This is a genomic window from Thalassotalea sp. SU-HH00458 (genome assembly GCF_040362795.1).
GTDB classification, from domain to species: Bacteria; Pseudomonadota; Gammaproteobacteria; order Enterobacterales; family Alteromonadaceae; genus Thalassotalea_H; species Thalassotalea_H castellviae.
Genome location: NZ_BAABWW010000006.1, coordinates 1 through 22,763 on the forward strand (window position 1 = coordinate 1; position 22,763 = coordinate 22,763).

A 22,763-nucleotide genomic window follows, 5' to 3' on the forward strand; every position below is an offset into this window, starting at 1 on the left:
TCTCCTTCTGCGTTTAAAATATAAAGGTATTTCCGCGCAACGCTAAAAACCCACACAATGTTCAGGACTAAAGTCGACTGCGGCATTCTGGAAGTCTTACCTTTCTTGCTTTAACTTTATGAAAACTCAATTTTCTCCTTCTGCGTTTAAGATATAAAGATATTTCCGCGCAACGCTAAAAGCCACGAAAGAAATAAAATATCTGTGAACCGCTAACTTCATCTTTACTTTAATGCTTAACTCCCTATAACATCACCATTAGTCATTAACTATTACTCTTTTGGTTATAAACACGTTGCCTTCAGACACATTCACTCATAATACAAATGCTCCGATAGGTATTTTCGACTCTGGCGTTGGCGGCTTGTCTATTGCAAAACGTATTTCTGAACATTTACCTAACGAACAACTCATTTATTTTGCTGATTCACAGTTTGCCCCGTATGGTGATATTTCCAATCAACAAATCATTGAACGGGTAAATTTTATTGCCGATACGTTAATAACCAAACAATGTAAAGCAATAGTGATTGCTTGTAATACGGCGACTGTCAATGCCATTGATCAATTAAGAAATCGTGTAACCCTCCCTATCATTGGTGTTGAACCGGCAATTAAACCGGCAGCAAGGATTAGTACAACCCAAAAAATAGGTATTTTAGTCACTCAAGCCACGGCAAACAACGCCCGCTTCTTAGCCTTAGTAGAACAATATAAAAATGGTGCACAAGTCTTTATTCAGCCCTGTTTGGGCTTAGTTGAATTGATCGAGCAAGGTCTGCAAACATCAGATAAATTTATTCATTTACTTGAACAGTATCTTGCCCCTTTGATTGCTCAAGGGATTGATACACTTGTATTAGGCTGTACTCATTATCCATTTATGAGCGAGGCGATCAAAAAGATAATGCCAAGTGGTATTGAACTTATTGAAACCGCTACGCCTGTGAGTGAACAGTTAAAAAGGCAACTAATTAAACATCACTTGCTTGCAAAAAAAACATCGAATTTAGCACATCAGTTTTATAGCTCGTCGGAAACCCCAACGCAAAATAAAATATTTTCTCAATTATGGGGAACAAGTATTAATGTTGAATTATACAAATAAAACAATCAGTTAATAAGTATACCTCCGTTAAAGTTGTTAGATATATCATTTAAGTTTAAGCCATTTAGACGTCTAGGCGTAAAAAACTAGAAATATTTTAAAACTCGGGTTACAATTCATTTTATTGAATAAAGTACTATTTTAACCAGCTTAATTTCCGAGGGTTTATGTCAAAACATTATTTTACTTCAGAGTCTGTTTCTGAAGGTCATCCTGATAAAATTGCCGATCAGATCTCTGATGCCGTGTTAGATGCGATTATCGCGAAAGATAAATTTGCACGTGTTGCCTGTGAAACTATGGTAAAAACCGGCGTAGCGATTATTTCGGGTGAAGTTTCTACAACAGCTTGGGTTGATTTAGAAGACTTAACACGTAAAGTGATTACTGATATTGGCTATACCTCATCTGATGTTGGTTTTGACGGCGATACCTGTGGCATCATGAATTTGATTGGCCAACAATCACCAGAAATCGCGCAAGGTGTAGATCGCGTAAAACCTGAAGATCAAGGAGCTGGTGATCAAGGGTTAATGTTTGGTTACGCAACTAACGAAACAGAAACGTTAATGCCTGCACCATTATTTTATTCACACCGTTTAGTTGAAAGACAGGCTGAAATGCGTAAATCAGGTGTTTTGCCTTGGTTACGTCCAGATGCAAAATCTCAAGTAACTTTCATCTATGAAGATAATAAGCCAGTTGCCATTGACGCGGTAGTATTATCAACCCAGCACAATCCTGAGATTTCTCAAGAAGATTTGCATGAAGCGGTAATGGAAAACATCATTAAAGCTGTATTACCTGCTGAAATGTTAACGCCTGAAACCAAGTATTTTATCAACCCAACCGGTCGTTTTGTTATAGGTGGTCCTGTGGGTGATTGTGGTTTAACCGGACGTAAAATAATTGTAGATACCTATGGCGGTATGGCTCGTCATGGTGGCGGCGCTTTTTCAGGTAAAGATCCATCAAAAGTTGATCGCAGTGCTGCTTATGCGGGTCGTTACGTTGCAAAAAACATTGTAGCTTCAGGCTTAGCTGATCGTTGTGAAATTCAAGTGTCTTATGCCATTGGGGTTGCTGAGCCAACGTCTATTTCAGTTGAAACATTTGGCACAGGAAAGGTGTCTGAAGAGCGTTTAATTGAATTGGTCCGTGAGCATTTTGACTTACGTCCTTACGGTATCACAAAAATGTTAGATTTATTGCATCCTATGTACCGCCAAACAGCGGCATATGGTCACTTTGGTCGTGAGCCTTTTGAAATGACAGTTGGTGACGATACCTTTACGGCCTTTTCATGGGAGAAAACCGATAAAGCTGAAGCATTGAAAGCTTCAGCGGGTTTGTAAACTGCAAATAACTAATATCTTGAAACAAAAAAACCGACATTTACGTCGGTTTTTTTATGGGTACAAGTTCATTAACCTGGCATAAAATATCTATTCATAACGAAGTGATTTTATCGGATTTTTTCTTGCGACATTAATAGCATTACTGCCCACGGTAAACCAAGCAATTAACATTGAAATAACGCCAACAACAAAGCATAAAGGGATTAACCACCAAGACTCTAACCTATATGGAAACGCTTCAAGCCAATCAAGCATCACAAAGGCTGCAATTGGCCAAGCAATTAAATTCCCGATAACTACGGGTTTAGAAAATTGCCAGATAAGTAAAGTAACGATTTGAGATGCATTCGCTCCCATCACTTTTCTGATCCCTATTTCTTTTGTTCTGCGTTCAACAGTAAAAGCGGAGAGGCCAAAAAGCCCCAAACATGCTACTAAAATGGCTAATACTGAAAAAGCTAAAAACAATTGTGCCGTGGTTTTTTCAGCTTGATATTGAGCCGCCATCATTTCACTTAAAAACTCCATTTCGATAGGCTGCATAGGAACATTGCGTTTCCAAATTTGGGTTATATCTTCCATAACCTTACCTGGGTTCGAACTATTAAAGCTAATGCTTGCAACGTTAAATCGACGTGGGTTTAACGTATAAACAGTCGAGCGAATACCAAATTTAATCGATCTAAAATGTAAATCAGGGATAACACCAATAATGGTTAACTGACGTTGACCTGAGATCAGTGTTTTACCTATTGCATCTTCAGCTTTATCAAAACCTAAATTTTTAGCGGCACTTAAATTTAATATCGCACTTGCCTTATTAACCTGATGATCATTCAATGAATTTTCCGAAATAGCTTTAAATGAGTCACTCCCATATGCTTCATTAAATAAACGTCCTGCAATGGGCTTCACTTGATACGCTTCGAAAAAGCCAAAGCCCATATTATGATAATTAATAAACCGCTGTTCATTAGCCGTTTGACTACCCTGATTTTCTAATAATTTAAAATCAGTATTGTTTTCATTATCTTGCGTCGGAGCTTCAGATGAAAACACAACAGAGCTAACTTGAGGTAAATTAAGCAATTCTTGCTTTAAGCTGGATAAATTATCACGCGCAGGACGAATATTAAGTATTAATTTATTATCGCTTTGATAACCAACGTCAACATTATTTGAATAAAGCGTTTGACCATAAACAACAATGGTTGATATCACTAAAATAATTGAAGTGGCAAATTGAAACACAACTAACACAGTACGAAACTTGGCTGAATTGCCCGATTCAGCACTTTTACTCGATTTTAAAATATGACCGGGTAAAAAACGAGATAAATAAAGTGCTGGATACAAACCTGCCCCTAAGCCAACTAATGCGGTAACGGCTAATAAACTACCTAACATGAGTGGGTCATTTAGCAAATGAAAACTCAGCTCTTTTCCTATGATTTGGTTATAAAAAGGTAAGACTAATTCAACGGCTACTAACGCAAATATTAAGGCGATTAACGCGATCGCGATCGCTTCACTTAAAAACTGCACGGCCACTTGAAAACGAGATGCACCTAAGACTTTACGCATGGCAACTTCACGGGCTCGTTTACTGGCTTTAGCAGTCGATAGATTCATAAAGTTTATACAAGCAATCAATAACACTAAGCCGGTAACGATAATAAAAGTATTGATCATTTTTGCATCCCCCATCGGAGTCAAATCTCCCATGTTGCCTGCATGTTTTTTGGCATGTAAATGCAATTGAGTTAACGCCATCAATCGAAGTTCTACAAAGTTAGACACTTTCATCGTGTTGTTTAACCCAGACATTCTATCTTTATACATTTCCACAAATGGACTTTCATTATTTAGCCAATACACCACTCTTTCTTGCAATTTATCAATAGAGGTATTTTCTGTGAGTTTAAAGTAGGTATATACATTGACACTAGTCCATGTATGTAAGGTTCCTGTATCGTTGACGAATAATGCTGGGTTTAAGCGTATTATAAAATTCATATTAAGGTGTGTTGCATTCGGTAAGTCTTTAATAACACCTGCAATAGGCACCGTTGAGGGCCCTCCAGATAGGCAACAAAATGTTAATGTTTCGCCAACAACGGCTGTTTTTCCAAAATACTTGATTGCCATTTCTTCCGTAATAACAAGATCCATCGGCTTTGAAAACGAGCTAGCTTTATCACCATGAACAAAAGGTAAATCAAAAACATCAAAAAAACTTCCATCAACCATAGTTCCTTGTTCAGAAAAGCCTTCACCGTTTTGTTGAATAGTAGTACCAAATTGAATAAACCGAACGCCCGCCTCAACTTCGTTTTGAGCATAATCACGAATAGCTTCCATCATGCGGCCAGCTGAACGAACCGTTAAAAAATCAGGTTGATCACCCATTTTATAAGCCGTATGTAAACGAACAATACGATCACTGTCTTTTATCCATTGATCAAAGCCCATCTCTTCTCGAACAAACAGCATAATTAAAATGCAACTCATTAAGCCGATAGATAAACCGAAAATATTGATGGCTGAGAACATGCGATTTTTTAGCATATTGCGCCATGCTGTCACTAAATAATTTTTAAACATAATAACCTCGACTTATGCCGCTTTAACGTTTTCAGTTACAACCTTGCCATCAAATAAATTTATGGTGCGTCGGGCATAATCTGCATGTGAAGGACTATGCGTCACCATTACGATAGTGGTGCCTTCATCGTTTAAAGCTTGCAACATTTCCATCACTTCTTGACCATTGGCGCTGTCTAAATTTCCGGTGGGCTCATCCGCCAAAATCATCGCTTGATCTCCCACCACTGCCCGAGCAACTGCGACTCGTTGTTGTTGTCCCCCTGAAAGCTGACTTGGCATATGTTTAGCTCGATGTGCAATGCCAACCTTATCCATCACGTTTAGAACACGCTCTTTTCTTTCGGCTGCGGGGATATTGTGATAAAGCAACGCTAACTCGATATTTTCTTCAACGGTAAGTTCATCAATCAAATTGAAATTTTGAAAAATAAAACCAATATTCTTTTTTCGAATAACAGACAGTTGTGCTTCGCTGTAAGTTGAAATTTCTTCATCATCGAAAAAATATTGTCCCACTGAAGGGGAATCGAGCATACCAATGGTATTTAATAAGGTAGATTTTCCACAACCTGACGGCCCCATAATAGCGACGAACTCTCCTTTTTCAATTTCGATATTAATATTATTTAATGCGGTTGTTTCAACATTGTCAGTTTGAAAGACTCTTGATAAATTGTGTAATTTCAACATATTAAATTCCTGCTTCGTTCGTTATATTTTTCATTATTGATTAAAGTTAGCGGTTAAAGTCAGCGGCTGAAGTCCCCTTAAACATTAAAGTGCTAGCCGTTGCATATCTTGATAACTGGTATAAGGGCTAGTTACGATTTTTTCGCCAACTTCTAAACCGTCAAGCACCTCTATAAATTGATTGTTTCTTCGTCCTAACCGAATTGAACGTCTTACCGCTTCGCTACCATCTTCAGCAACAACAAAAACCCATTTTCCGCCCGTATCTTGATAAAAGGCACCATTGGGGATCAAGGTCGCTGAGCTTGCATCGCCTAAGGTCAGTTTGGTTTGTAAGGTTTGTCCTCGTCTGATACCAGGCGGTTGTTGATCTTCGAATTTGAAATCAATCTCAAATTGCCCGTTTTGGACTTGCGGATAAATTTTGGCAATGGTTAGAGGATAAAAATCACCATTATTTTCATATTGCGCTAACTGGCCAATGTCTACTCGTCCTAAGTAAAATTCGTCAATAAAGGCTGTGACTTTATAATCATTTGGGGTGTCTATTTGTCCTAGACGTTCGCCCCGACCAATGCTCTGCCCTATTTCAACATTAAAGCCAGATAAGGTGCCATTAACGGGCGCTCGAACATTCATGTTATCTAAATTTTGTCGAGAAATGGCCAAGTTGCTTTCCAAGCGTTGGCTCGTGTCTTTTAGAAAAGCAAGCTGCTCTTCTTGCATTTTAGTATCGGAAGCTTGGCTTTCTAACGTTAACGTTAAACGACTTTTATACCACTGTAATGTGTCAAAAGTGTCATCGTATTTTGACTGCATAATAGCGCCACTGCTCACTAAAGCTGCCTCACGCTTAAGTTGGCGAGTTAACATTTTTATTTGATAATTGATATCAACTAAATTACGTTTATGCTGCAATCTGTTTTGTTCTAAACTTAGTTCAATTGAGCGCATGTTATTTAATTGTTCAGCAACTCTTGCTTCATTTCCTAACACGTTTAATTGCAATGAGGCATTTGAAAGTTCAACAATAAGTGCGCCTTCCGTTAATTTTGCACCATCTTCAACTAAAATTCTTTCGACCCGACCACCTTCAACCGCATCTAAAAAAACAGTTTTAGCTGGAATAACTCTGCCTCTAACCGGTATAAAGTCTTCAAATATTCCTTCACTTACTGTTGAAATAACAATACGTTGGCTATCAACTTTCAGAGTTTTTCCTGATGGAGTCGAAAACACACTATAGCCAATGTAAAGCAAAATAAGGATACCGATAAAGATCATCACACGCTTAGTGTGACTTTTTTGATGCTCAACCACCTTGTCCATACTTGCACCAGAGACAGAGGCTTTCGCGGTAACAGCAGTTAAGGGTGTTTCTTTACTTGTCATAACGTTTATCGATTCCTTCTTATTGATAAAGAATGAAGTACAATAAACGTTCCAAAAATTAAATTATTGATAAATAAACACTTAATTTTATTTTATTCGATATACTCGAATTCTACTGTACGTTATCGAACAGTAGCTGTACGATAATGAACACTTTTATTCGTAAAAAGACAAATTTTTGTGAAAGAAAACGGCAGAATTTTAATTGTTGATGACGACGATGATATTTTAACGGCAGGAAAATTATTACTGAAACGCAAGTTTTCGCATATCAGTACCTGTAATTTACCAGAACATATTCCTGCTTTTATACAAAACCAAGATTTTGACGTTATCTTGTTAGATATGAATTTTGGTCCAGGAGAAAGTACCGGTAAACAAGGGTTCTATTGGTTAAAAAAAATTTTAGCGATCAAACCAGAAAGTATTATCATCATGATCACAGCACATGGCGGTGTTGATGTTGCCGTTGAAGCAATGAAACTAGGCGCAACTGATTTTATCGCTAAGCCTTGGCAAAATGAAAAAGTAATCGCCACCTTATCTACCGCGATTCAATTAGGGCAAACACGAACTGAAGCCCAAGCATTAAGACAAAAAAATAATATCTTGATAGCAGCCAGCAATCAGGTCAATCAACCGCTACTTATCGGCGATTCAACCGCATTAACAGAGATAAAAAGCTTAATTAAACGAAGTGCACCTACTGAGGCTAATATTTTAATTCTCGGAGAAAATGGCACGGGAAAAGAACTTGTTGCCAGAGAAATACATCAACAAAGTTTGCGTGCAAATAACATTTTTATGTCGGTAGATTTAGGTGCTATCTCTGAAAGTTTATTTGAAAGCGAGTTGTTTGGTCATAAAAAAGGCGCATTTACCGGCGCCCAACATGATCGGATAGGACGTTTAAAAGCCGCAGATGGCGGCACCTTGTTTTTAGACGAAATAGGCAATTTACCCTTACACCTTCAAGCAAAACTATTAACCGTGTTAGAGCAAAGAGAAGTAACGCCGTTAGGAGAAAATAAAGCCATTCCGTTTGACGTTAGAATTGTGTGTGCGACGAATCTTGCAAAAGATAAACTTCAAAATGAAAGTATTTTTAGACAAGATTTATTGTTTCGTTTAAATACGGTTGAAGTAAACTTACCCCCCCTGCGCGAGAGGATCGATGACATTAAACCAATTAGCGAGTATTTCATCCAGTTGTATGGAAAAAAATATCATAAAGCTAATTTAAGTATTTCAGCTGCAACTATTAAACGTTTACAGCAAGAGCAATGGCTAGGCAACATAAGAGCCCTAAGGCACGCAATTGAACGCGCAGTGATTATGTCTGACAATCAAACCTTGACGATAGATGACTTTCAATTAACCGATGTAAGTTCAGCCCCTTCAACGAATCACAACAAAGAGTTCAGTATTGATAATCATGAAGATAAGCAATTTTTTCGGGGTGATTTAAATTTAGAATCAATCGAAAAGCAAACCATACACCAGGCATTAAAAAAACATCGATACAATATTTCACATTCAGCCAAGGAGCTAGGTTTAACAAGAGCGGCACTTTATAGAAGGATGGAAAAACATGGGCTTTAAACGTTTTTCTTTAATGATAATAACTCGCACTCTTTTAGTCATTTTAACTGCATTACTTTTTGCCTATTTTATGTATTCACCAGGCTATCATGCGGCAAGCTTTGTGACCTTATTAATCATCGGATTTCAATTTCATGAAATGATCCGATTCATCACAAAAACCAATGCGGAATTAACACGGTTTTTAAATGCAGCTCGATATGCCGATTTTTCTCAACGATTTGAATTAGCAGAATTAGGTATGGGTTTTGATGAACTTGGCAAGGCATTCACGGAAATCTTAAACCGATTGCAATTAGCCAGAGTTGAGCAAGAGAAAGACCTCAAATACTTCAAGGCAGTTATAGAACAAGTTCCCGTGCCTTTACTGACGGTTCATTATAATAAAAACATCACGTTATGGAATAACGCTGCACGTCGTTTATTTGGCAGTAATCACGTCACAAAACTGTCAGATCTACAGCAATTTTCTCAAGATTTCGAACAAACGTTAGCGAATATTAATCATAGTGGTAACTTACTGATTGATATAATGATTGATGGAATGGAGCATAGATTAAGTGTTTCTGCGACTCAAATTACCGTCAACCAACAGCAAGAAATTTTAATTAGTATGCAAGATATACAAAACGAGTTAAATATTGCACAGCTGCAAGCATGGCAAGACTTAGTGAGTGTATTAACTCATGAGATTATGAATAGTATTACGCCTATCGCTTCTTTAACAAAAACAGCTGCCGATCTCGTGGAAGATGTCAGAGAAAACTATCATCATAACCAAGCAGCTCTTGAAGATTTATCAGATGTCGCTGACGCGGTAAAAACAGTTGCTAATAGAAGTGATGGTTTGATGAGCTTTGTTAGTAGTTATCGAAAATTAACACGGCTCCCTACCCCAAATAAAAAGCGTATCAAAATAGAGCCGTTTTTATCGGATATCAGTAATGTGATGAGTCAAACAGGGTTTTGTCACGACATTACAATGTCTATCCTTGTGGAGCCAACAACCTTGGAATTTGAGGTTGATGTTGCCATGATGGAACAAGTGTTTATCAACTTATTGAAAAATGCTCAACAAGCACTAGTTAATAAGACTAAGCCAATCATAAATATTCATGCAAAGCTTAATAAGCGAGGCAGAGTAATGATTGCGATTGCCGATAATGGTAACGGGGTGGCGAAGGAAATCATCGAACAGATCTTTGTGCCGTTTTTTACAACCAAGCGGGAAGGCTCAGGCGTTGGTTTAGCGTTAACACGACAAATAATGATTGCTCATGGCGGTCATATTAAAGTTGAAAATACCAATGAGGGTGCTTGCTTTACCCTGACATTTTAAACATAAACTCAAGCAATAAAAAGCACAACACTGACGTCGGTTAACGCTACCACATTAATTGATTTTTATTTACTAGCCTGCTCTTTTTTAGCGGCTAGTTTTTCTTCTCGACGTTGTTTGATAACGCTTTCGATTTCACCACCAATATGTTTTTCGCCGCGAGCTTTGGCTAAATTGATCTGCTTTTCACGTTCTGCAAACCGACTACGTTGTTCTTCATTGTATTTGTCGATACATTTAGGGCAACTCACGCCTTTAACATAATGTTCGCTTTGTTTTTCTTCTTCGGTTATTGGATAACGACAAGCGAAACATTGATCATATTGACCTTGTTCTAAACCGTGTCCAACGGCAACTCTGCCATCAAAAACAAAACATTCACCTTGCCACATCGACTCATCTTGTTTCACTTCTTCTAAATATTTCAGTACACCGCCTTCTAGGTGATATACGTCTTCAAAGCCTTGTTCTTTTAGGTAAGCGGTTGATTTTTCGCAACGAATACCTCCGGTACAAAACATGGCTACTTTTTTGTGTTTGGTTTTGTCGAGGTTTTTCGCGACATATTCAGGAAATTCTCGAAAGGTTTCCGTATTAGGGTTTACTGCATTTTCAAAGGTGCCGATTTCAACTTCGTAATCATTGCGGGTATCAACTAATAATACTTCAGGATCAGAGATTAAGGCATTCCAATCTTGCGGTTTTACATAAGTACCAACTGTTAATGTTGGGTCAATACCTTCAACCCCCATAGTCACAATTTCTTTTTTAAGTTTAACTTTGCTGCGTTGAAAAGGATTTTCATCCGCATACGAATACTTATGTGAAACAAGGCCTAACCTTTCATCTTTACTGATATGAGCTAGCACTGCATCAATTCCACTTTGTGGACCAGCAATCGTGCCATTAATCCCTTCATTAGCAAGCAGTAAAGTGCCTTTTACTTCATGTTCTAACATCACATTTAGTAATGGTGTTTTTAATTGTTCAAAGTTTTCTAAACGGACAAATTTATAGAGTGCACAAACCGTAATATTCTTCATATCATACCCATTGAGCCAGCCAGAGCGTAAATCTGGAGCTGTAGATTAAAAAATTAACCGTGCAAAATAACTCACTAATTTCATTGCACGATCGACTAAAGGCGCGCAGTTTACCAAAAAATAACTAAAATGAAAAAATAAATCCCATTGAAATAAATTAGTCATTGAAAATCCCCCCTTTTGTCCTTATCTTCAAAGACATAACTGTTTACTATTTAATGACTATGCGTAACCCTCGAATTTATCAAAATAACCAATGGACGATTGGCGACACGATTACATTAAGTGATGACGCTTTTGGTCATACGGTTCGTGTATTACGGTTAAAAAACGGCGATAACGTTACCTTATTTAACGGCTCAAAATATCAAGAGTCATGGGGTGAATTTCAAGCTGAATTAGTCAATGTTGGTAAAAAAAGTGCACAAGCAATTATTCAAAGTTTTAAAGCCATTGCTAATGAATCTCCAGTTAATATTCATTTAGGTCAAGCAATCTCACGCGGCGATAGAATGGATTTTACTTTACAAAAATCTGTGGAATTAGGCGTAAATAGCATTACGCCATTGTTTACTGAGCGCTGCGGCGTGAAAATTTCTGGTGAACGATTGGCCAAGAAAATAGAACAATGGCAAAAAATTGTCATTAGTGCTTGTGAGCAAAGTGGGCGATGCACAGTACCTGTCGTTCATCCTGCATTGCCTTTGGATAATTGGTTAGCACAAGAAAGTTCTGCGTTAAAATTAAACCTACACCCGAAAGCGGAACATTCTATAATGAATTTACCCAGTGAAAATTCTCGTATACGCCTACTGATTGGGCCCGAAGGTGGACTAAGCGACGAGGAAATTTCGCAAGCAAATGAACAGCAATTTATTGATGTATTACTCGGTCCTAGAGTATTACGTACTGAAACAGCAGCGTTAACTGCCATAACAGCTCTACAGTGTCGTTATGGCGATATAAAATAACCATATCATGGTACACGCAACATCAACCAATTAGGAAAAGACTTACAATGACAATTAAACTAGGTATCGTCATGGATCCCATTTCACAAGTGAAGGTGAAAAAAGATTCGTCCATGGCAATGATGTTAGAAGCACAAAAACGTGGTTACGAAATTCATTATATGGAAATGCAAGACTTGTATCTGTATCAAGGGCAATGTCGAGCGAGCACACAAAAAATAACTGTGTATGATGATCCTGAACATTGGTATGAATTAGCTGAGCCTCAAGACATTGCGGTGGAGTCTTTAGATGCCGTGTTAATGAGAAAAGATCCGCCTTTTGATACCGAATATATTTACGCAACGTATATGTTAGAACGTGCTGAAGTTGCCGGAACATTAATTGTTAACAAGCCACAAAGTTTACGAGACTGTAATGAAAAGCTTTTTACTGCTTGGTTTCCTGAATTAACCGCAAAAACATTAGTGACACGTAAAAGCGAACAAATTCGCGCATTCCATCAAGAAGAAAAAGACGTGATTATTAAACCGCTTGATGGCATGGGCGGCTCGTCAATTTTTCGCATTAAAGAGCAAGACCCAAATGTTGGCGTTATTATTGAAACCTTAACTAATCACGGTAGCCAGTATGCTATGGTGCAAGAATTTATGCCGGAAATTAAAGATGGCGATAAACGCATTTTAATCGTTAATGGCGAACCTATGCCTTATTGCTTAGCTCGTATACCTGCACAAGGTGAAACACGTGGCAATTTAGCTGCAGGTGGTAGCGGGCGAGCACAACCTTTATCTGCAAGCGATAAAATGATTGCAGAGACGATTGCCCCAGAATTAAAGAAACGTGGTCTATACTTTGTAGGGTTAGACGTCATTGGTGACAAAGTGACTGAAATAAACGTGACCAGCCCAACCTGTATTAGAGAAATTGAAGCAGCCTATCCCATTAATATCAGTGGTAAATTAATGGACGCTATTGAGCAAAACATACAATAATAATTGTTGAGGTGTTGATATGGAAAGCTTAGAAAATCATTTATTAATTGCAATGCCGACGTTGAAAGATTCTTATTTTGACAAAACGGTTACCTATATTTGTGAGCATAACGAAGAAGGCGCGATGGGATTAATCATTAATGTACCAGTGAATGTCACTATTAATGAATTACTTGCACAATTAGAAGATGATATTCCCTCTCGCTCTCATTTAACACAACGGGTATTAACTGGAGGGCCAGTTTCAACCGACCGTGGTTTTGTTTTACATAGCCCACAAGCCGGTTGGAGTAGCTCGCTTGCCTTAAGTGATGATGTGATGATCACCACTTCAAAAGATATTTTAATTGCTCTGGGCAGCGATCAAGAGCCTGAAAAATATATGGTTACTTTAGGTTATGCTGGATGGGGCCCTGGTCAATTAGAAGAAGAAATCCAAGCGAACTCTTGGTTAACCACGCCTTCTGACAATGATATTTTATTTAATACGCCAATCGAGAAACGATGGCAAAAGGCCGCTGAAAAAATAGGCGTTAATGTCGCACATTTATCTTCAGAAGTAGGTCATGCTTAATGGCAAAAGCAATCGGAGAGCGAACGGTACTCGGTTTTGATTTTGGCACAAAATATATTGGTGTAGCCGTTGGCCAAGAATTAACGGGAACGGCTTCCCCTTTAGGCTCTATCAAAGCAAAAGAAGGTATTCCTAACCAAGAACAACTGAGTAAATTTTTTAAAGAATGGCAGCCAAATTTAATTGTAGTTGGCTTGCCATTGAACATGGATGGAACGAATCAAAACGTCACCTTTGCGGCAAAAAAATTTGGAAATAGACTAGCGAACCAATTTAAATTAGCGGTTGAATTTGTTGATGAACGCTTAACCACTGCAGATGCGAAAGAGCAGCTTTTTGCCCAAGGCGGTTACCGTAATTTAAAAAAAGATAATATCGATGCTGAATCAGCTAGACTGATCATTGAAAGCTTTTTTGAGAGTCAATATTTGTAATAGCTTAGTCATTTTCTCCAATCATATTGAATTTATATAGCTAAATTTTTAAACCTATACTTAGTCGATTTAACCGCAAAAAGCAGCAATAAAAAAGGCGATCGTTATCGCCCTTTTAACTTTTAACTTTTAACTTTTAACTTTTAAAGCAATAAGCCTATTCTGTCGGCTCTAAACCATCAATAGTTACGCCTGAAAGTGAACCCGAGCCACCTTGGTCATTACTTCTTAGTTTGATCATTAAGCGTAAATCATTTGGAGAGTCGGCGTGATGTATCGCATCGGCATAATTAATCAGTCCTCTTTGGTACAAATTAAAGAGTGCCTGATCAAAAGTTTGCATGCCTTGATCGGTCGATTTTTGCATTACTTCTTTAATACTCCCTACTTCACCTTTTTTAATTAATTCAGCAACAAAAGGAGAATTCAGTAGTATTTCAATAGCGGCAACTCGACCATTTCCATCTCGTGTTGGAATTAATTGCTGGGCAATCACGCCACGTAAATTCAACGCCAAATCAAAGAGTAACTTACCATGTTGCTCTGCTGGTACTAAGTGCATTATGCGGTCAATCGCTTGGTTCGCATTGTTAGCATGCAAAGTAGCAATACATAAATGGCCGGTTTCAGCGAAACTTAACGCATGTTCCATAATCTCTTGGCTACGGATCTCACCAATAAGAATAACATCAGGCGCCTGTCGTAAAGAACTTTTTAGTGCAGCATCAAAGCTTTCAGTATCTAAACCTACTTCACGTTGTGTGATCATCGATTTGCCATGTTCGTGCACAAATTCAACCGGATCTTCTATCGTTAAGATATGGCCTTTAGAGTTACGATTACGGTAACCAATTAAAGAAGCCATTGAGGTTGATTTACCTGTACCTGTTCCCCCGACAAAAAGGACTAAGCCGCGTTTCGACATCACCACATCTTTTAACACGGAAGGTAAGCCTAAATCATCGGCGTCAGGAATTTCTGTCACGATACGACGAACTACCATGCCCGCCATATCTCGTTGCCAAAAGGCCGAAACACGAAAACGGCCAATGCCATCAATTGATATTGCAAAGTTACATTCTTTTTCTTGATCAAATTGTGCTTTTTGTTTTTCATTCATCGCACTATGAACAAGGTCTAACGCATCATCCGCTGATAATGAATGTTCATCAATGGGGGTTAATTCACCATTAATTTTGGCACTCACCGGCAACTTTGCCGTAACAAACATATCAGATGCGTCTTCTTGCACCATTTTCTCTAAATAATTATGAAATCTCATAAATGAAAACCTTTACTAACACTAATTAATAGCTTTGAAATTGTGTTTTATCCGATGCTTTTTCCATCGCGTCTTGTTTCGTGATCATCCCGCGATTCACTAAGTTTTGTAAACATTGATCCATGGTTTGCATCCCATGTTGCATACCGGTTTGAATTGCAGAATACATTTGGGCAACTTTTGCTTCACGAATTAAGTTACGAATAGCCGGCACACCGATCATAATTTCATGTGCGGCAACACGACCACCACCGACTTTTTTCACTAAGGTTTGTGAAATAACCGCTTGTAATGATTCAGATAACATTGAACGAACCATCGACTTTTCTTCCGCTGGGAAAACATCAATTATACGATCGATTGTTTTTGGTGCTGAGGTAGTATGCAAGGTTCCGAACACTAAATGACCGGTTTCTGCTGCTGTCATAGCTAGGCGAATTGTTTCTAAATCTCGCATTTCACCGACCAGAATAACATCTGGATCTTCACGCAATGCCGAACGTAACGCCGCACTAAAACTTAAAGTATCGCGATGCACTTCACGTTGGTTTATCAAACACATTTTATTTTCGTGGACAAATTCGATAGGATCTTCAATCGTTAAGATATGATCATGTTTACTATTGTTAATGTAATCGACCATGGCAGCCAAGGTTGTTGATTTACCTGAACCTGTCGGACCGGTAACCAAAACTAAACCACGTGGTTTTTCAGATATTTGTCTAAAGATATCAGGACAACCTAAATCTTCTAGTGATAATACTTTACTTGGAATGGTACGAAATACTGCTGATGGACCACGATTTTGATTAAACGCATTCACCCTGAATCGAGCAAGATTTGGCACTTCAAAAGAGAAATCGACTTCCATATTCTCTTCATATTCTTTACGTTGACGATCATTCATAATATCGTAAACAAGCGCATTCACATCTTTCGCGTCAAATGCGGGGATATTGAGTTTACGAACATCCCCATCAACACGAATTAAAGGAGGAGTGCCAGTAGAAAGATGTAAATCAGATGCATTATTTTCTACGCTAAACGCGAGTAATTCGGTAATATCCATAAAAACCTCTTATAAACTAATTTTAACTTTTATTTTTATAAACTAAGTAACTATTTTTATACTAAGCAATTTTTCTAATAACTATTTATTTAAATTCTATATTTTATGAAAGCATAAACGATGAATGCTTAAACTTAACATTTTTCTCAGGTAATTGAATAAAAAAACATGACCCATATTAAAAATAATCTCGCCGCTATTAAACTGCAAATAACGCAAGCTTGCGAACTTGCTAACCGAAGTATAGATGAAGTTTGTTTGTTGGCGGTAAGTAAAACTAAATCGGCAGATCTTATCCAACAAGCCTATGACAGTGGACAACGAGCTTTTGGTGAAAGCTATATTCAAGAAGCGGTTGAAAAAATTCAGCAATTAACTCACCTTAATGATATTTCTTGGCACTTTATCGGTCCTATTCAATCGAATAAAACGCGACTGATTGCCGAAAATTTTTCTTGGGTTCATAGTGTCGATCGAGAAAAAATTATTCACCGCCTTAATGAACAAAGGTCAAATCAAGATACCCCTCTCAACGTTTGTTTACAAGTAAATATTAGTGATGAAAAAGCTAAATCTGGTATTAATGTCAATGAGTTAGAACGTTATGCGTCGCTTATTGAGCAAGCTAAACATTTAACTTTACGGGGATTAATGGCCATACCGAAAAAAAATGACTCAAGCGAAAGCTTTCATAAAATGGCTGAACTTTTTACCAAGTTAAAATTAAGCCATCCATCCATTGATACCCTTTCTATGGGCATGTCTGGAGACTTAACCGAAGCAATAGCTAATCATTCGACCATGGTCCGTATAGGTACTGCGATTTTCGGCGAGCGAGAAATAGCAAAAGAATAACAGAAAAAGCGCGACTTTTTGCTTCAATTCAACGACAATTTGACTAAACGTCAATTCCAAAACAAACTAGGTTTTCTATGACAAATATCGCTTTCATCGGTGCTGGAAATATGAACAGCGCCATTATTTCGGGACTCATTAAAAAAGGCTATGATGCCAACAATGTGATGGTTTCAAATCCCTCAGCTGGCAAAAGAGAAGCCTTAGCCAATACTCTTGGCATTAAACATACCTCAGATAATATCGAGGCAGCAAAATTTGCCGATTTTATCGTTTTAGGAGTAAAGCCACATTTTATCGCCGAGGTTTGTCAACAAATCAGTCAAGCAATGGATGTCAGTGATAAATGTTTTATTTCAGTTGCTGCTGGCTGTTCAATGGCAACCATGGAAAAAGCGTTAAACAAATCCTGTTCAGTGATACGTACCATGCCGAATACGCCAGCTCAATTAGGATTAGGAGTGAGCGGAATTTATCCTTCAAAAAACACAAACACTCGTCAAAAAGAACTGGCTGAGCAGTTAATGTCTGCCGTTGGCATAACTAAATGGCTTGATAAAGAAGAAGAAATTGACAATATCATCGCCGTGACAGGTTCAGCACCGGCTTACTTTTTCTTATTTATGGAAGCCATGGAAAAAAAAGCGCTCACCTTAGGATTTACTGAACATGAAAGTAGAGAATTAGTGCAACAAACAGCACTCGGTGCTGCACAAATGGTGGTAGAAAATGACATTTCAATTAAAGAGCTGCGTGAAAATGTCACCTCTAAAGGTGGTACCACACAAGCTGCATTAAGCACCTTTATTGACGGTGGCTTAGAACAGTTAGTGTCTGACGCTATGGATAGAGCCTTGCACCGCGCGAAAGAAATGGCACAAAGTAATCGTTAATTAACCTTAAAATCACAATTGAAAAATGCTTCACTTGACCAAATATTATAAGTAAGTGAAGCAATTTGGAGTATGCAATGGCAGCAATAAATTATTTACTTGGCTTTGTTTTTGACGCCTTGTTAATGGTATTAGTAATTCGTGTTTGGCTTCAGCTAGTTAAAGCTGACTTTTATAATCCACTGAGTCAATTTGTTGTAAAAGTTACCAACCCAGTGGTCATTCCATTTCGTCGAGTAATTCCAGGCTTTGGTGGAATAGATGTGGCAACGCTTGTTATCGCGTACCTTGTTGCTTCTTTGAAATTTATAATTATCCCAGTATTAAATGGTGGACCAATCGATATTATCTCGTCACTATTTTTAGGCTTGTTGTATTTAGCCAAACAAACTGGATTTTTATTGTTTGTGCTAATGCTGGTAATGGCATTAATGAGCTGGGTTGTACAAGGATATAATCCAACACTGATGATCTTACATCAATTAACAGAACCTGTTTTACGTCCGATCAGAAATATTATTCCCAATATTGGTGGTTTAGATTTATCAATTTTAGCGGCATTTTTATTATTGAATGTGATTAATATATTACTCTCTGATTGGATCCCCTACTGGCGAATTCTTTAACAATTGCCTTTTTAATTACAAAACAATCTAAACTAGGGGTATGAGTCACTTCACGTGTCATACCCTTTTTTATTGGAGATATCATGAATACCTACATAAAAGTTACGTTAATCACCTTAATAATATTGGCAAGCACCCTGTTAAACGCACAGGCTGAAAACATGAAAAAAATGGGTAACATGAATATTCATTATATTGCCCTAAATGCCAGCTTTTTAACCCCTGAAATAGCTAAAGCTTATGACATAGTGCGTAGTAAATACAATGGCTTAATTAATATTTCAGTGCTAGATAATACTTTAGCTTCAACACCAGCAAAAACAGTGTCGATTACCGGAACTGCGAGAAATTTAGCCGGACAAGACAAAAAATTAGCATTTGTTGAAGTTAAAGAAGGCGATGCGATTTATTATTTAGCACAAGTCAATTATCGTAACGAGGAAACCATCGTTTTTGATTTAACGATTACCGATAGTAAAGAAAGTCATCAATTAAAGTTTTCACAAAAGTTTTATGTCGATTAGCAACATTTATCATTGAAAATAATCTGTACTAAATACAAACCGACAGCTCTTGTCGGCTTGTATTTAAAAGCCGATGTCAACTAACCGTTGAACGTGAAAAACATTTAAACCATCGGCCGCCTACGGCATTTATCACCAGCCCCACCATCACTAAACAAATTCCTAGAATTCCTAGATATTGTTGCTCACTTATACTTTCATTAAGAAATAACGCCGCACAAATAATACCAACTACGGGAACGCCTAATGTTAATGGTGCAACTTGTCCTGCCGGGTATTGAGATAACAGGTAACTCCATAAACTATAACCTAATATAGAGGCTGCTACTGCCAAATAAAAAATCACAAAAACAGTAGTAAAGCTACTTTGTTGTAAGCTACTGAGAATGGCATCACTGCCTTCAAAAAGTAAACTGGTTAGAAAAAAAGGTATCATTGCAATCCAAGATGACCACACAACCAACCCCGTATTCGATTGATAACCACGTTGATTAATCATGCGATTACAAACATTTCCACTTGCCCATGAAATAGCGGCGGCAATCGTTAATGCAAATCCAATCACTGTCATATTACCGTGTTCGCCAGTAAAACCTATAATACTTAGCCCTATTCCAGCAAAAATCATCGCGATAATTTGATTGATTTTAATCGTTTCATGTAAAAACAATGCCGACAAAATTAAAGTGAAAACAGCCTGAGATTGTAAAACTAATGACGCTAAACCGGCTGGCATACCAAAGGCCATAGCTGAAAATAACAAGGCAAATTGTCCGAAACATAAGGTCAATGAATAAGCCGCCATCCAACGCCAAGGAATATCAGGCTTTTTAATAAATAACGAGCCCAAGGAAGCCACCAATAAAAACCTCGCGGCTCCCATAAATAATGGCGGTAAATCATCAACCCCCCATGAAATGACGACGAAATTAAATCCCCAAATGAAGATAATCAATAAACTGATTAAACTATCTTTAATGGTCATTACTATCCTTACATTCAATCAATACAGGTCTCCCTCTTTCCTTTAGATTAAGGTATTATGCACGGCAATTGAATGAATATTTTGAGAATGCACTATGTCTACTATCGTATTGGCAACAGGCAATAAAGGAAAAGTGAAAGAACTCGCTGAATTATTAGCCGAACATCATATTAATGTTGTACCACAAAGTGAATTTAATGTGCCTGACGTGCCTGAAACTGGCACCACATTTGTTGAAAATGCAATTATCAAAGCAAGACATGCGGCAAAAATTACCGGCTTACCAGCCATTGCTGATGATTCAGGTTTAGAAGTTGATGCCTTGCATGGCTCACCCGGTGTTTACTCGGCACGTTATGCCGGTGAAGGAGCAAGCGATCAAGACAACAACAAAAAATTAATTACCGCACTTAAAAATGTTCCCGAAGAAAACAGAAGTGCACGATTTCATTGCGTATTAGTGTTTATGAAACATGAAAATGATCCTACGCCGATTATTTGTCATGGCAAATGGGAAGGTTCAATAATCACCACTCCTCAAGGCGAACAAGGTTTTGGTTATGACCCGCTATTTTGGCAAGCAAGCCTTAATATGACGTCAGCGCAATTACCCCGTGAGATTAAAAATACCTTAAGCCATCGTGGCCAAGCTTTACAGTTACTAACCGCTAAATTAAATCACGTTTTCACTGACAAAACAGGGTAAGTTACTAATATAATGCTCATTGAACAGCCACTTTCTTTATATATTCATATTCCATGGTGCGTGGAAAAATGCCCTTACTGTGATTTTAATTCTCATGCCCTACCGCACAATAAATCTAAGCAAGAAAATGGCCTGCCTGAAGATGCTTATGTCACGGAACTCATCAAAGATTTAGACAGTGATATTAAACGTTTTTCGCTGGAGAGCCGTCAACTACATACTATTTTTATTGGTGGAGGCACACCGAGTTTATTTTCAGCACGCGCTATCGAACGCTTGCTTTCACAAGTTTTAAAACGTTTTGATCATGACGATAATATTGAGATCACCCTAGAAGCAAACCCAGGCACGGTTGAAGCCGAAAAGTTTATTGGTTTTTTCAATGCAGGAGTGTCAAGGTTATCGGTGGGTGTACAAAGTTTTGAATCTGACAAATTAATCAAACTCGGGCGCATTCATGATAGTCAACAAGCAAAGAATGCTGCTAATCTTGCCGATAGCTGCGGCGTACAAAGTTTTAATTTAGATTTGATGCATGGTTTACCTAATCAGACAATCGCTAATGCCTTAGACGATTTAAAAACTGCTATTTCGCTTAATCCCCGTCACTTATCTTGGTATCAATTAACCATAGAGCCTAATACTGCTTTCCATTCAAAACCACCGAAACTACCAATGGATGAAACCTTATGGAAAATTCAAGATAAAGGTTTTGAATTATTAGCTCAAGCGGGTTATCAACAATATGAAATATCGGCCTTTAGCCAACAAGGTTATCAATGCCAACATAATTTAAATTATTGGAAGTTTGGTGATTACCTCGGCATTGGTTGTGGAGCCCATGGAAAAATATCAGACGTAGCGCAACAAACCATTTACCGCACCGTAAAAGTCAAGCACCCTAAGGGCTATTTAGATCAATCGAGAGCACATCTTGATCATTTAAATATCGTTGAACAATCAGAGCTGCCTTTTGAATACATGATGAACCGTTTGCGTTTATTCTCATCTTTCACACTTAATGAATATCAAGAAGCTACTGGCTTAGCCGCCGATACAATAATCACTATTTTACATCAAGCTAAAGCTAAAAACTTGATGGAAAATCAAGATGATAGTTGGCGAGTCACTCAGCAAGGTCATCGATATTTAAATGATTTACTCGAGATGTTTTTGTCATGAATGAAGATTTGATCATAACCGATGAGCAACACAGTATTGATGAAAAATTCATGGCATTGGCGGTTAAATTAGCTCACCAAGCAGAACAACACAACGAAATTCCCGTAGGCGCTGTGGTAGTGGCAAACGGTAACGTTATCGGTGAAGGTTTTAATCAATCGATTATGTTAAACGATCCATCAGCACATGCTGAAATGATAGCCATTCGCCAAGCAGGTAAAGTGCAAAATAATTACCGATTACTCGATTGCACCCTATACGTAACACTTGAACCTTGCCCAATGTGTGCAGGATTATTAGTACATAGCAGAATTAAGCGCATCGTTTTTGGTGCTCTAGACTTAAAAACAGGCAGCGCTGGAAGTGTTTTTAATATTACAGGTAGTGAAAAACTCAATCATCAAATTCCAGTGACTTCAGGGGTTTTAGCCGAGCAATGCAGTCATTTATTATCCGCTTTTTTTAAACGTCGTCGGCTAGAAAAAAAAGCATTAAAGCAAGCTGCTAAAACAAGTCAACGGCAATAAA

The 22,763-nt window shown here is 37.9% G+C and carries 22 protein-coding genes; 15 read left to right on the forward strand and 7 right to left on the reverse strand.

The window, feature by feature from the left end:
- Positions 1-295: 295 nt before the first annotated feature.
- Together murI and metK are read left to right on the forward strand one after the other, a co-directional pair.
- On the forward strand, positions 296-1,108 hold the full coding sequence (gene murI / locus ABXH06_RS10280) for a glutamate racemase (protein ID WP_311576443.1): 813 nt from the start codon (positions 296-298) through the stop codon (positions 1,106-1,108).
- Between the two features lie 167 nt (positions 1,109-1,275).
- On the forward strand, positions 1,276-2,463 hold the full coding sequence (gene metK / locus ABXH06_RS10285; protein ID WP_311576446.1) for a methionine adenosyltransferase: 1,188 nt from the start codon (positions 1,276-1,278) through the stop codon (positions 2,461-2,463).
- Between the two features lie 90 nt (positions 2,464-2,553).
- On the opposite strand, the gene ABXH06_RS10290 is transcribed toward metK, so the two are convergent.
- The 3 genes from ABXH06_RS10290 to ABXH06_RS10300 form a co-directional block, all read right to left on the reverse strand.
- Complete coding sequence (locus ABXH06_RS10290) at positions 2,554-5,070, reverse strand: ABC transporter permease (RefSeq protein WP_353518160.1); 2,517 nt, start codon at positions 5,068-5,070, stop codon at positions 2,554-2,556.
- Positions 5,071-5,082: 12 nt separating this feature from the next.
- On the reverse strand, positions 5,083-5,763 hold the full coding sequence (locus tag ABXH06_RS10295; RefSeq protein WP_353518161.1) for an ABC transporter ATP-binding protein: 681 nt from the start codon (positions 5,761-5,763) through the stop codon (positions 5,083-5,085).
- Between the two features lie 84 nt (positions 5,764-5,847).
- Entirely contained in the window at positions 5,848-7,155 is a 1,308-nt protein-coding gene (locus tag ABXH06_RS10300) for an efflux RND transporter periplasmic adaptor subunit (protein ID WP_353518162.1), read from the reverse strand.
- A 180-nt stretch (positions 7,156-7,335) separates the two neighbouring features.
- On the opposite strand from ABXH06_RS10300, the gene ABXH06_RS10305 reads away from it, so the two are divergent.
- Both ABXH06_RS10305 and ABXH06_RS10310 read left to right on the forward strand, forming a co-directional pair.
- On the forward strand, positions 7,336-8,757 hold the full coding sequence (locus tag ABXH06_RS10305) for a sigma-54-dependent transcriptional regulator (protein ID WP_353518163.1): 1,422 nt from the start codon (positions 7,336-7,338) through the stop codon (positions 8,755-8,757).
- Positions 8,747-10,096, forward strand: a complete 1,350-nt coding sequence (locus ABXH06_RS10310; RefSeq protein ID WP_353518164.1) for a sensor histidine kinase — start codon at positions 8,747-8,749, stop codon at positions 10,094-10,096. The genes ABXH06_RS10305 and ABXH06_RS10310 overlap by 11 nt, the downstream gene beginning before the upstream one ends.
- A gap of 65 nt (positions 10,097-10,161) precedes the next feature.
- On the opposite strand, the gene trhO is transcribed toward ABXH06_RS10310, so the two are convergent.
- Entirely contained in the window at positions 10,162-11,139 is a 978-nt protein-coding gene (trhO, locus tag ABXH06_RS10315) for an oxygen-dependent tRNA uridine(34) hydroxylase TrhO (RefSeq protein WP_353518165.1), read from the reverse strand.
- 224 nt (positions 11,140-11,363) lie between these two features.
- Between trhO and rsmE the strand changes: the two genes are divergently transcribed.
- The 4 genes from rsmE to ruvX are packed head-to-tail and all read left to right on the forward strand — an operon-like array spanning position 11,364 to position 14,113.
- The gene (gene rsmE, locus ABXH06_RS10320; protein ID WP_311576467.1) at positions 11,364-12,110 is read left to right on the forward strand and encodes a 16S rRNA (uracil(1498)-N(3))-methyltransferase; all 747 of its coding nucleotides are present in this window, start codon (positions 11,364-11,366) and stop codon (positions 12,108-12,110) included.
- Positions 12,111-12,157: 47 nt separating this feature from the next.
- The gene (gene gshB, locus ABXH06_RS10325; protein ID WP_311576470.1) at positions 12,158-13,105 is read left to right on the forward strand and encodes a glutathione synthase; all 948 of its coding nucleotides are present in this window, start codon (positions 12,158-12,160) and stop codon (positions 13,103-13,105) included.
- Between the two features lie 19 nt (positions 13,106-13,124).
- Complete coding sequence (locus ABXH06_RS10330) at positions 13,125-13,679, forward strand: YqgE/AlgH family protein (protein ID WP_311576473.1); 555 nt, start codon at positions 13,125-13,127, stop codon at positions 13,677-13,679.
- On the forward strand, positions 13,679-14,113 hold the full coding sequence (ruvX, locus tag ABXH06_RS10335) for a Holliday junction resolvase RuvX (RefSeq protein WP_353518166.1): 435 nt from the start codon (positions 13,679-13,681) through the stop codon (positions 14,111-14,113). Before ABXH06_RS10330 ends, ruvX begins: the two co-directional genes overlap by 1 nt.
- Positions 14,114-14,270: 157 nt before the next feature.
- Here the strand turns inward: ruvX and ABXH06_RS10340 are convergent, their stop codons facing one another.
- Positions 14,271-15,395 carry a PilT/PilU family type 4a pilus ATPase gene (locus ABXH06_RS10340; RefSeq protein WP_311576479.1) on the reverse strand — a complete coding sequence of 375 codons (1,125 nt, stop codon included), beginning with the start codon at positions 15,393-15,395 and terminating at the stop codon, positions 14,271-14,273.
- Positions 15,396-15,420: 25 nt separating this feature from the next.
- Entirely contained in the window at positions 15,421-16,464 is a 1,044-nt protein-coding gene (locus ABXH06_RS10345) for a type IV pilus twitching motility protein PilT (protein ID WP_303451645.1), read from the reverse strand.
- A 168-nt stretch (positions 16,465-16,632) separates the two neighbouring features.
- Between ABXH06_RS10345 and ABXH06_RS10350 the strand changes: the two genes are divergently transcribed.
- The 4 genes from ABXH06_RS10350 (at position 16,633) to ABXH06_RS10365 (ending at position 19,362) form a co-directional block, all read left to right on the forward strand.
- Positions 16,633-17,319, forward strand: coding sequence for a YggS family pyridoxal phosphate-dependent enzyme (locus ABXH06_RS10350; RefSeq protein WP_353518167.1), 687 nt, complete (start codon positions 16,633-16,635; stop codon positions 17,317-17,319).
- A 77-nt stretch (positions 17,320-17,396) separates the two neighbouring features.
- Positions 17,397-18,212 (forward strand): pyrroline-5-carboxylate reductase, encoded by an 816-nt coding sequence (gene proC, locus ABXH06_RS10355; RefSeq protein WP_311576489.1) that lies wholly within the window; start codon positions 17,397-17,399, stop codon positions 18,210-18,212.
- Between the two features lie 77 nt (positions 18,213-18,289).
- The gene (locus ABXH06_RS10360) at positions 18,290-18,838 is read left to right on the forward strand and encodes a YggT family protein (RefSeq protein ID WP_311576492.1); all 549 of its coding nucleotides are present in this window, start codon (positions 18,290-18,292) and stop codon (positions 18,836-18,838) included.
- Between the two features lie 83 nt (positions 18,839-18,921).
- A complete protein-coding gene (locus ABXH06_RS10365) occupies positions 18,922-19,362 on the forward strand; it encodes a DUF4426 domain-containing protein (RefSeq protein ID WP_311576495.1) in 441 nt (146 codons plus the stop codon).
- A 76-nt stretch (positions 19,363-19,438) separates the two neighbouring features.
- On the opposite strand, the gene ABXH06_RS10370 is transcribed toward ABXH06_RS10365, so the two are convergent.
- A complete protein-coding gene (locus ABXH06_RS10370) occupies positions 19,439-20,347 on the reverse strand; it encodes an EamA family transporter (protein ID WP_353518168.1) in 909 nt (302 codons plus the stop codon).
- A gap of 94 nt (positions 20,348-20,441) precedes the next feature.
- On the opposite strand from ABXH06_RS10370, the gene ABXH06_RS10375 reads away from it, so the two are divergent.
- Genes ABXH06_RS10375 through tadA form a run of 3 tightly spaced genes read left to right on the forward strand, consistent with a single transcriptional unit; the run spans position 20,442 to position 22,762 of the window.
- On the forward strand, positions 20,442-21,053 hold the full coding sequence (locus ABXH06_RS10375; RefSeq protein WP_311576500.1) for an XTP/dITP diphosphatase: 612 nt from the start codon (positions 20,442-20,444) through the stop codon (positions 21,051-21,053).
- 12 nt (positions 21,054-21,065) lie between these two features.
- Positions 21,066-22,235 (forward strand): radical SAM family heme chaperone HemW, encoded by a 1,170-nt coding sequence (gene hemW / locus ABXH06_RS10380; protein ID WP_311576503.1) that lies wholly within the window; start codon positions 21,066-21,068, stop codon positions 22,233-22,235.
- Positions 22,232-22,762, forward strand: a complete 531-nt coding sequence (gene tadA / locus ABXH06_RS10385) for a tRNA adenosine(34) deaminase TadA (protein WP_353518169.1) — start codon at positions 22,232-22,234, stop codon at positions 22,760-22,762. The genes hemW and tadA overlap by 4 nt, the downstream gene beginning before the upstream one ends.
- Position 22,763 lies beyond the last annotated feature (1 nt).

Bases quoted from the DNA above. Each gene is read 5' to 3' on its own strand.
- ruvX (WP_353518166.1), top strand. From the start codon at position 13,679: ATGGCAAAAGCAATCGGAGAGCGAACGGTACTCGGTTTTGATTTTGGC.
- ABXH06_RS10300 (WP_353518162.1), bottom strand. From the start codon at position 7,155: ATGACAAGTAAAGAAACACCCTTAACTGCTGTTACCGCGAAAGCCTCT.
- ABXH06_RS10345 (WP_303451645.1), bottom strand. From the start codon at position 16,464: ATGGATATTACCGAATTACTCGCGTTTAGCGTAGAAAATAATGCATCT.
- ABXH06_RS10340 (WP_311576479.1), bottom strand. From the start codon at position 15,395: ATGAGATTTCATAATTATTTAGAGAAAATGGTGCAAGAAGACGCATCT.
- ABXH06_RS10370 (WP_353518168.1), bottom strand. From the start codon at position 20,347: ATGACCATTAAAGATAGTTTAATCAGTTTATTGATTATCTTCATTTGG.
- ABXH06_RS10360 (WP_311576492.1), top strand. From the start codon at position 18,290: ATGGCAGCAATAAATTATTTACTTGGCTTTGTTTTTGACGCCTTGTTA.
- metK (WP_311576446.1), top strand. From the start codon at position 1,276: ATGTCAAAACATTATTTTACTTCAGAGTCTGTTTCTGAAGGTCATCCT.
- ABXH06_RS10310 (WP_353518164.1), top strand. From the start codon at position 8,747: ATGGGCTTTAAACGTTTTTCTTTAATGATAATAACTCGCACTCTTTTA.
- ABXH06_RS10365 (WP_311576495.1), top strand. From the start codon at position 18,922: ATGAATACCTACATAAAAGTTACGTTAATCACCTTAATAATATTGGCA.
- ABXH06_RS10295 (WP_353518161.1), bottom strand. From the start codon at position 5,763: ATGTTGAAATTACACAATTTATCAAGAGTCTTTCAAACTGACAATGTT.
- rsmE (WP_311576467.1), top strand. From the start codon at position 11,364: ATGCGTAACCCTCGAATTTATCAAAATAACCAATGGACGATTGGCGAC.
- tadA (WP_353518169.1), top strand. From the start codon at position 22,232: ATGAATGAAGATTTGATCATAACCGATGAGCAACACAGTATTGATGAA.
- proC (WP_311576489.1), top strand. From the start codon at position 17,397: ATGACAAATATCGCTTTCATCGGTGCTGGAAATATGAACAGCGCCATT.
- gshB (WP_311576470.1), top strand. From the start codon at position 12,158: ATGACAATTAAACTAGGTATCGTCATGGATCCCATTTCACAAGTGAAG.
- ABXH06_RS10375 (WP_311576500.1), top strand. From the start codon at position 20,442: ATGTCTACTATCGTATTGGCAACAGGCAATAAAGGAAAAGTGAAAGAA.
- hemW (WP_311576503.1), top strand. From the start codon at position 21,066: ATGCTCATTGAACAGCCACTTTCTTTATATATTCATATTCCATGGTGC.
- ABXH06_RS10290 (WP_353518160.1), bottom strand. From the start codon at position 5,070: ATGTTTAAAAATTATTTAGTGACAGCATGGCGCAATATGCTAAAAAAT.
- ABXH06_RS10350 (WP_353518167.1), top strand. From the start codon at position 16,633: ATGACCCATATTAAAAATAATCTCGCCGCTATTAAACTGCAAATAACG.
- trhO (WP_353518165.1), bottom strand. From the start codon at position 11,139: ATGAAGAATATTACGGTTTGTGCACTCTATAAATTTGTCCGTTTAGAA.
- ABXH06_RS10330 (WP_311576473.1), top strand. From the start codon at position 13,125: ATGGAAAGCTTAGAAAATCATTTATTAATTGCAATGCCGACGTTGAAA.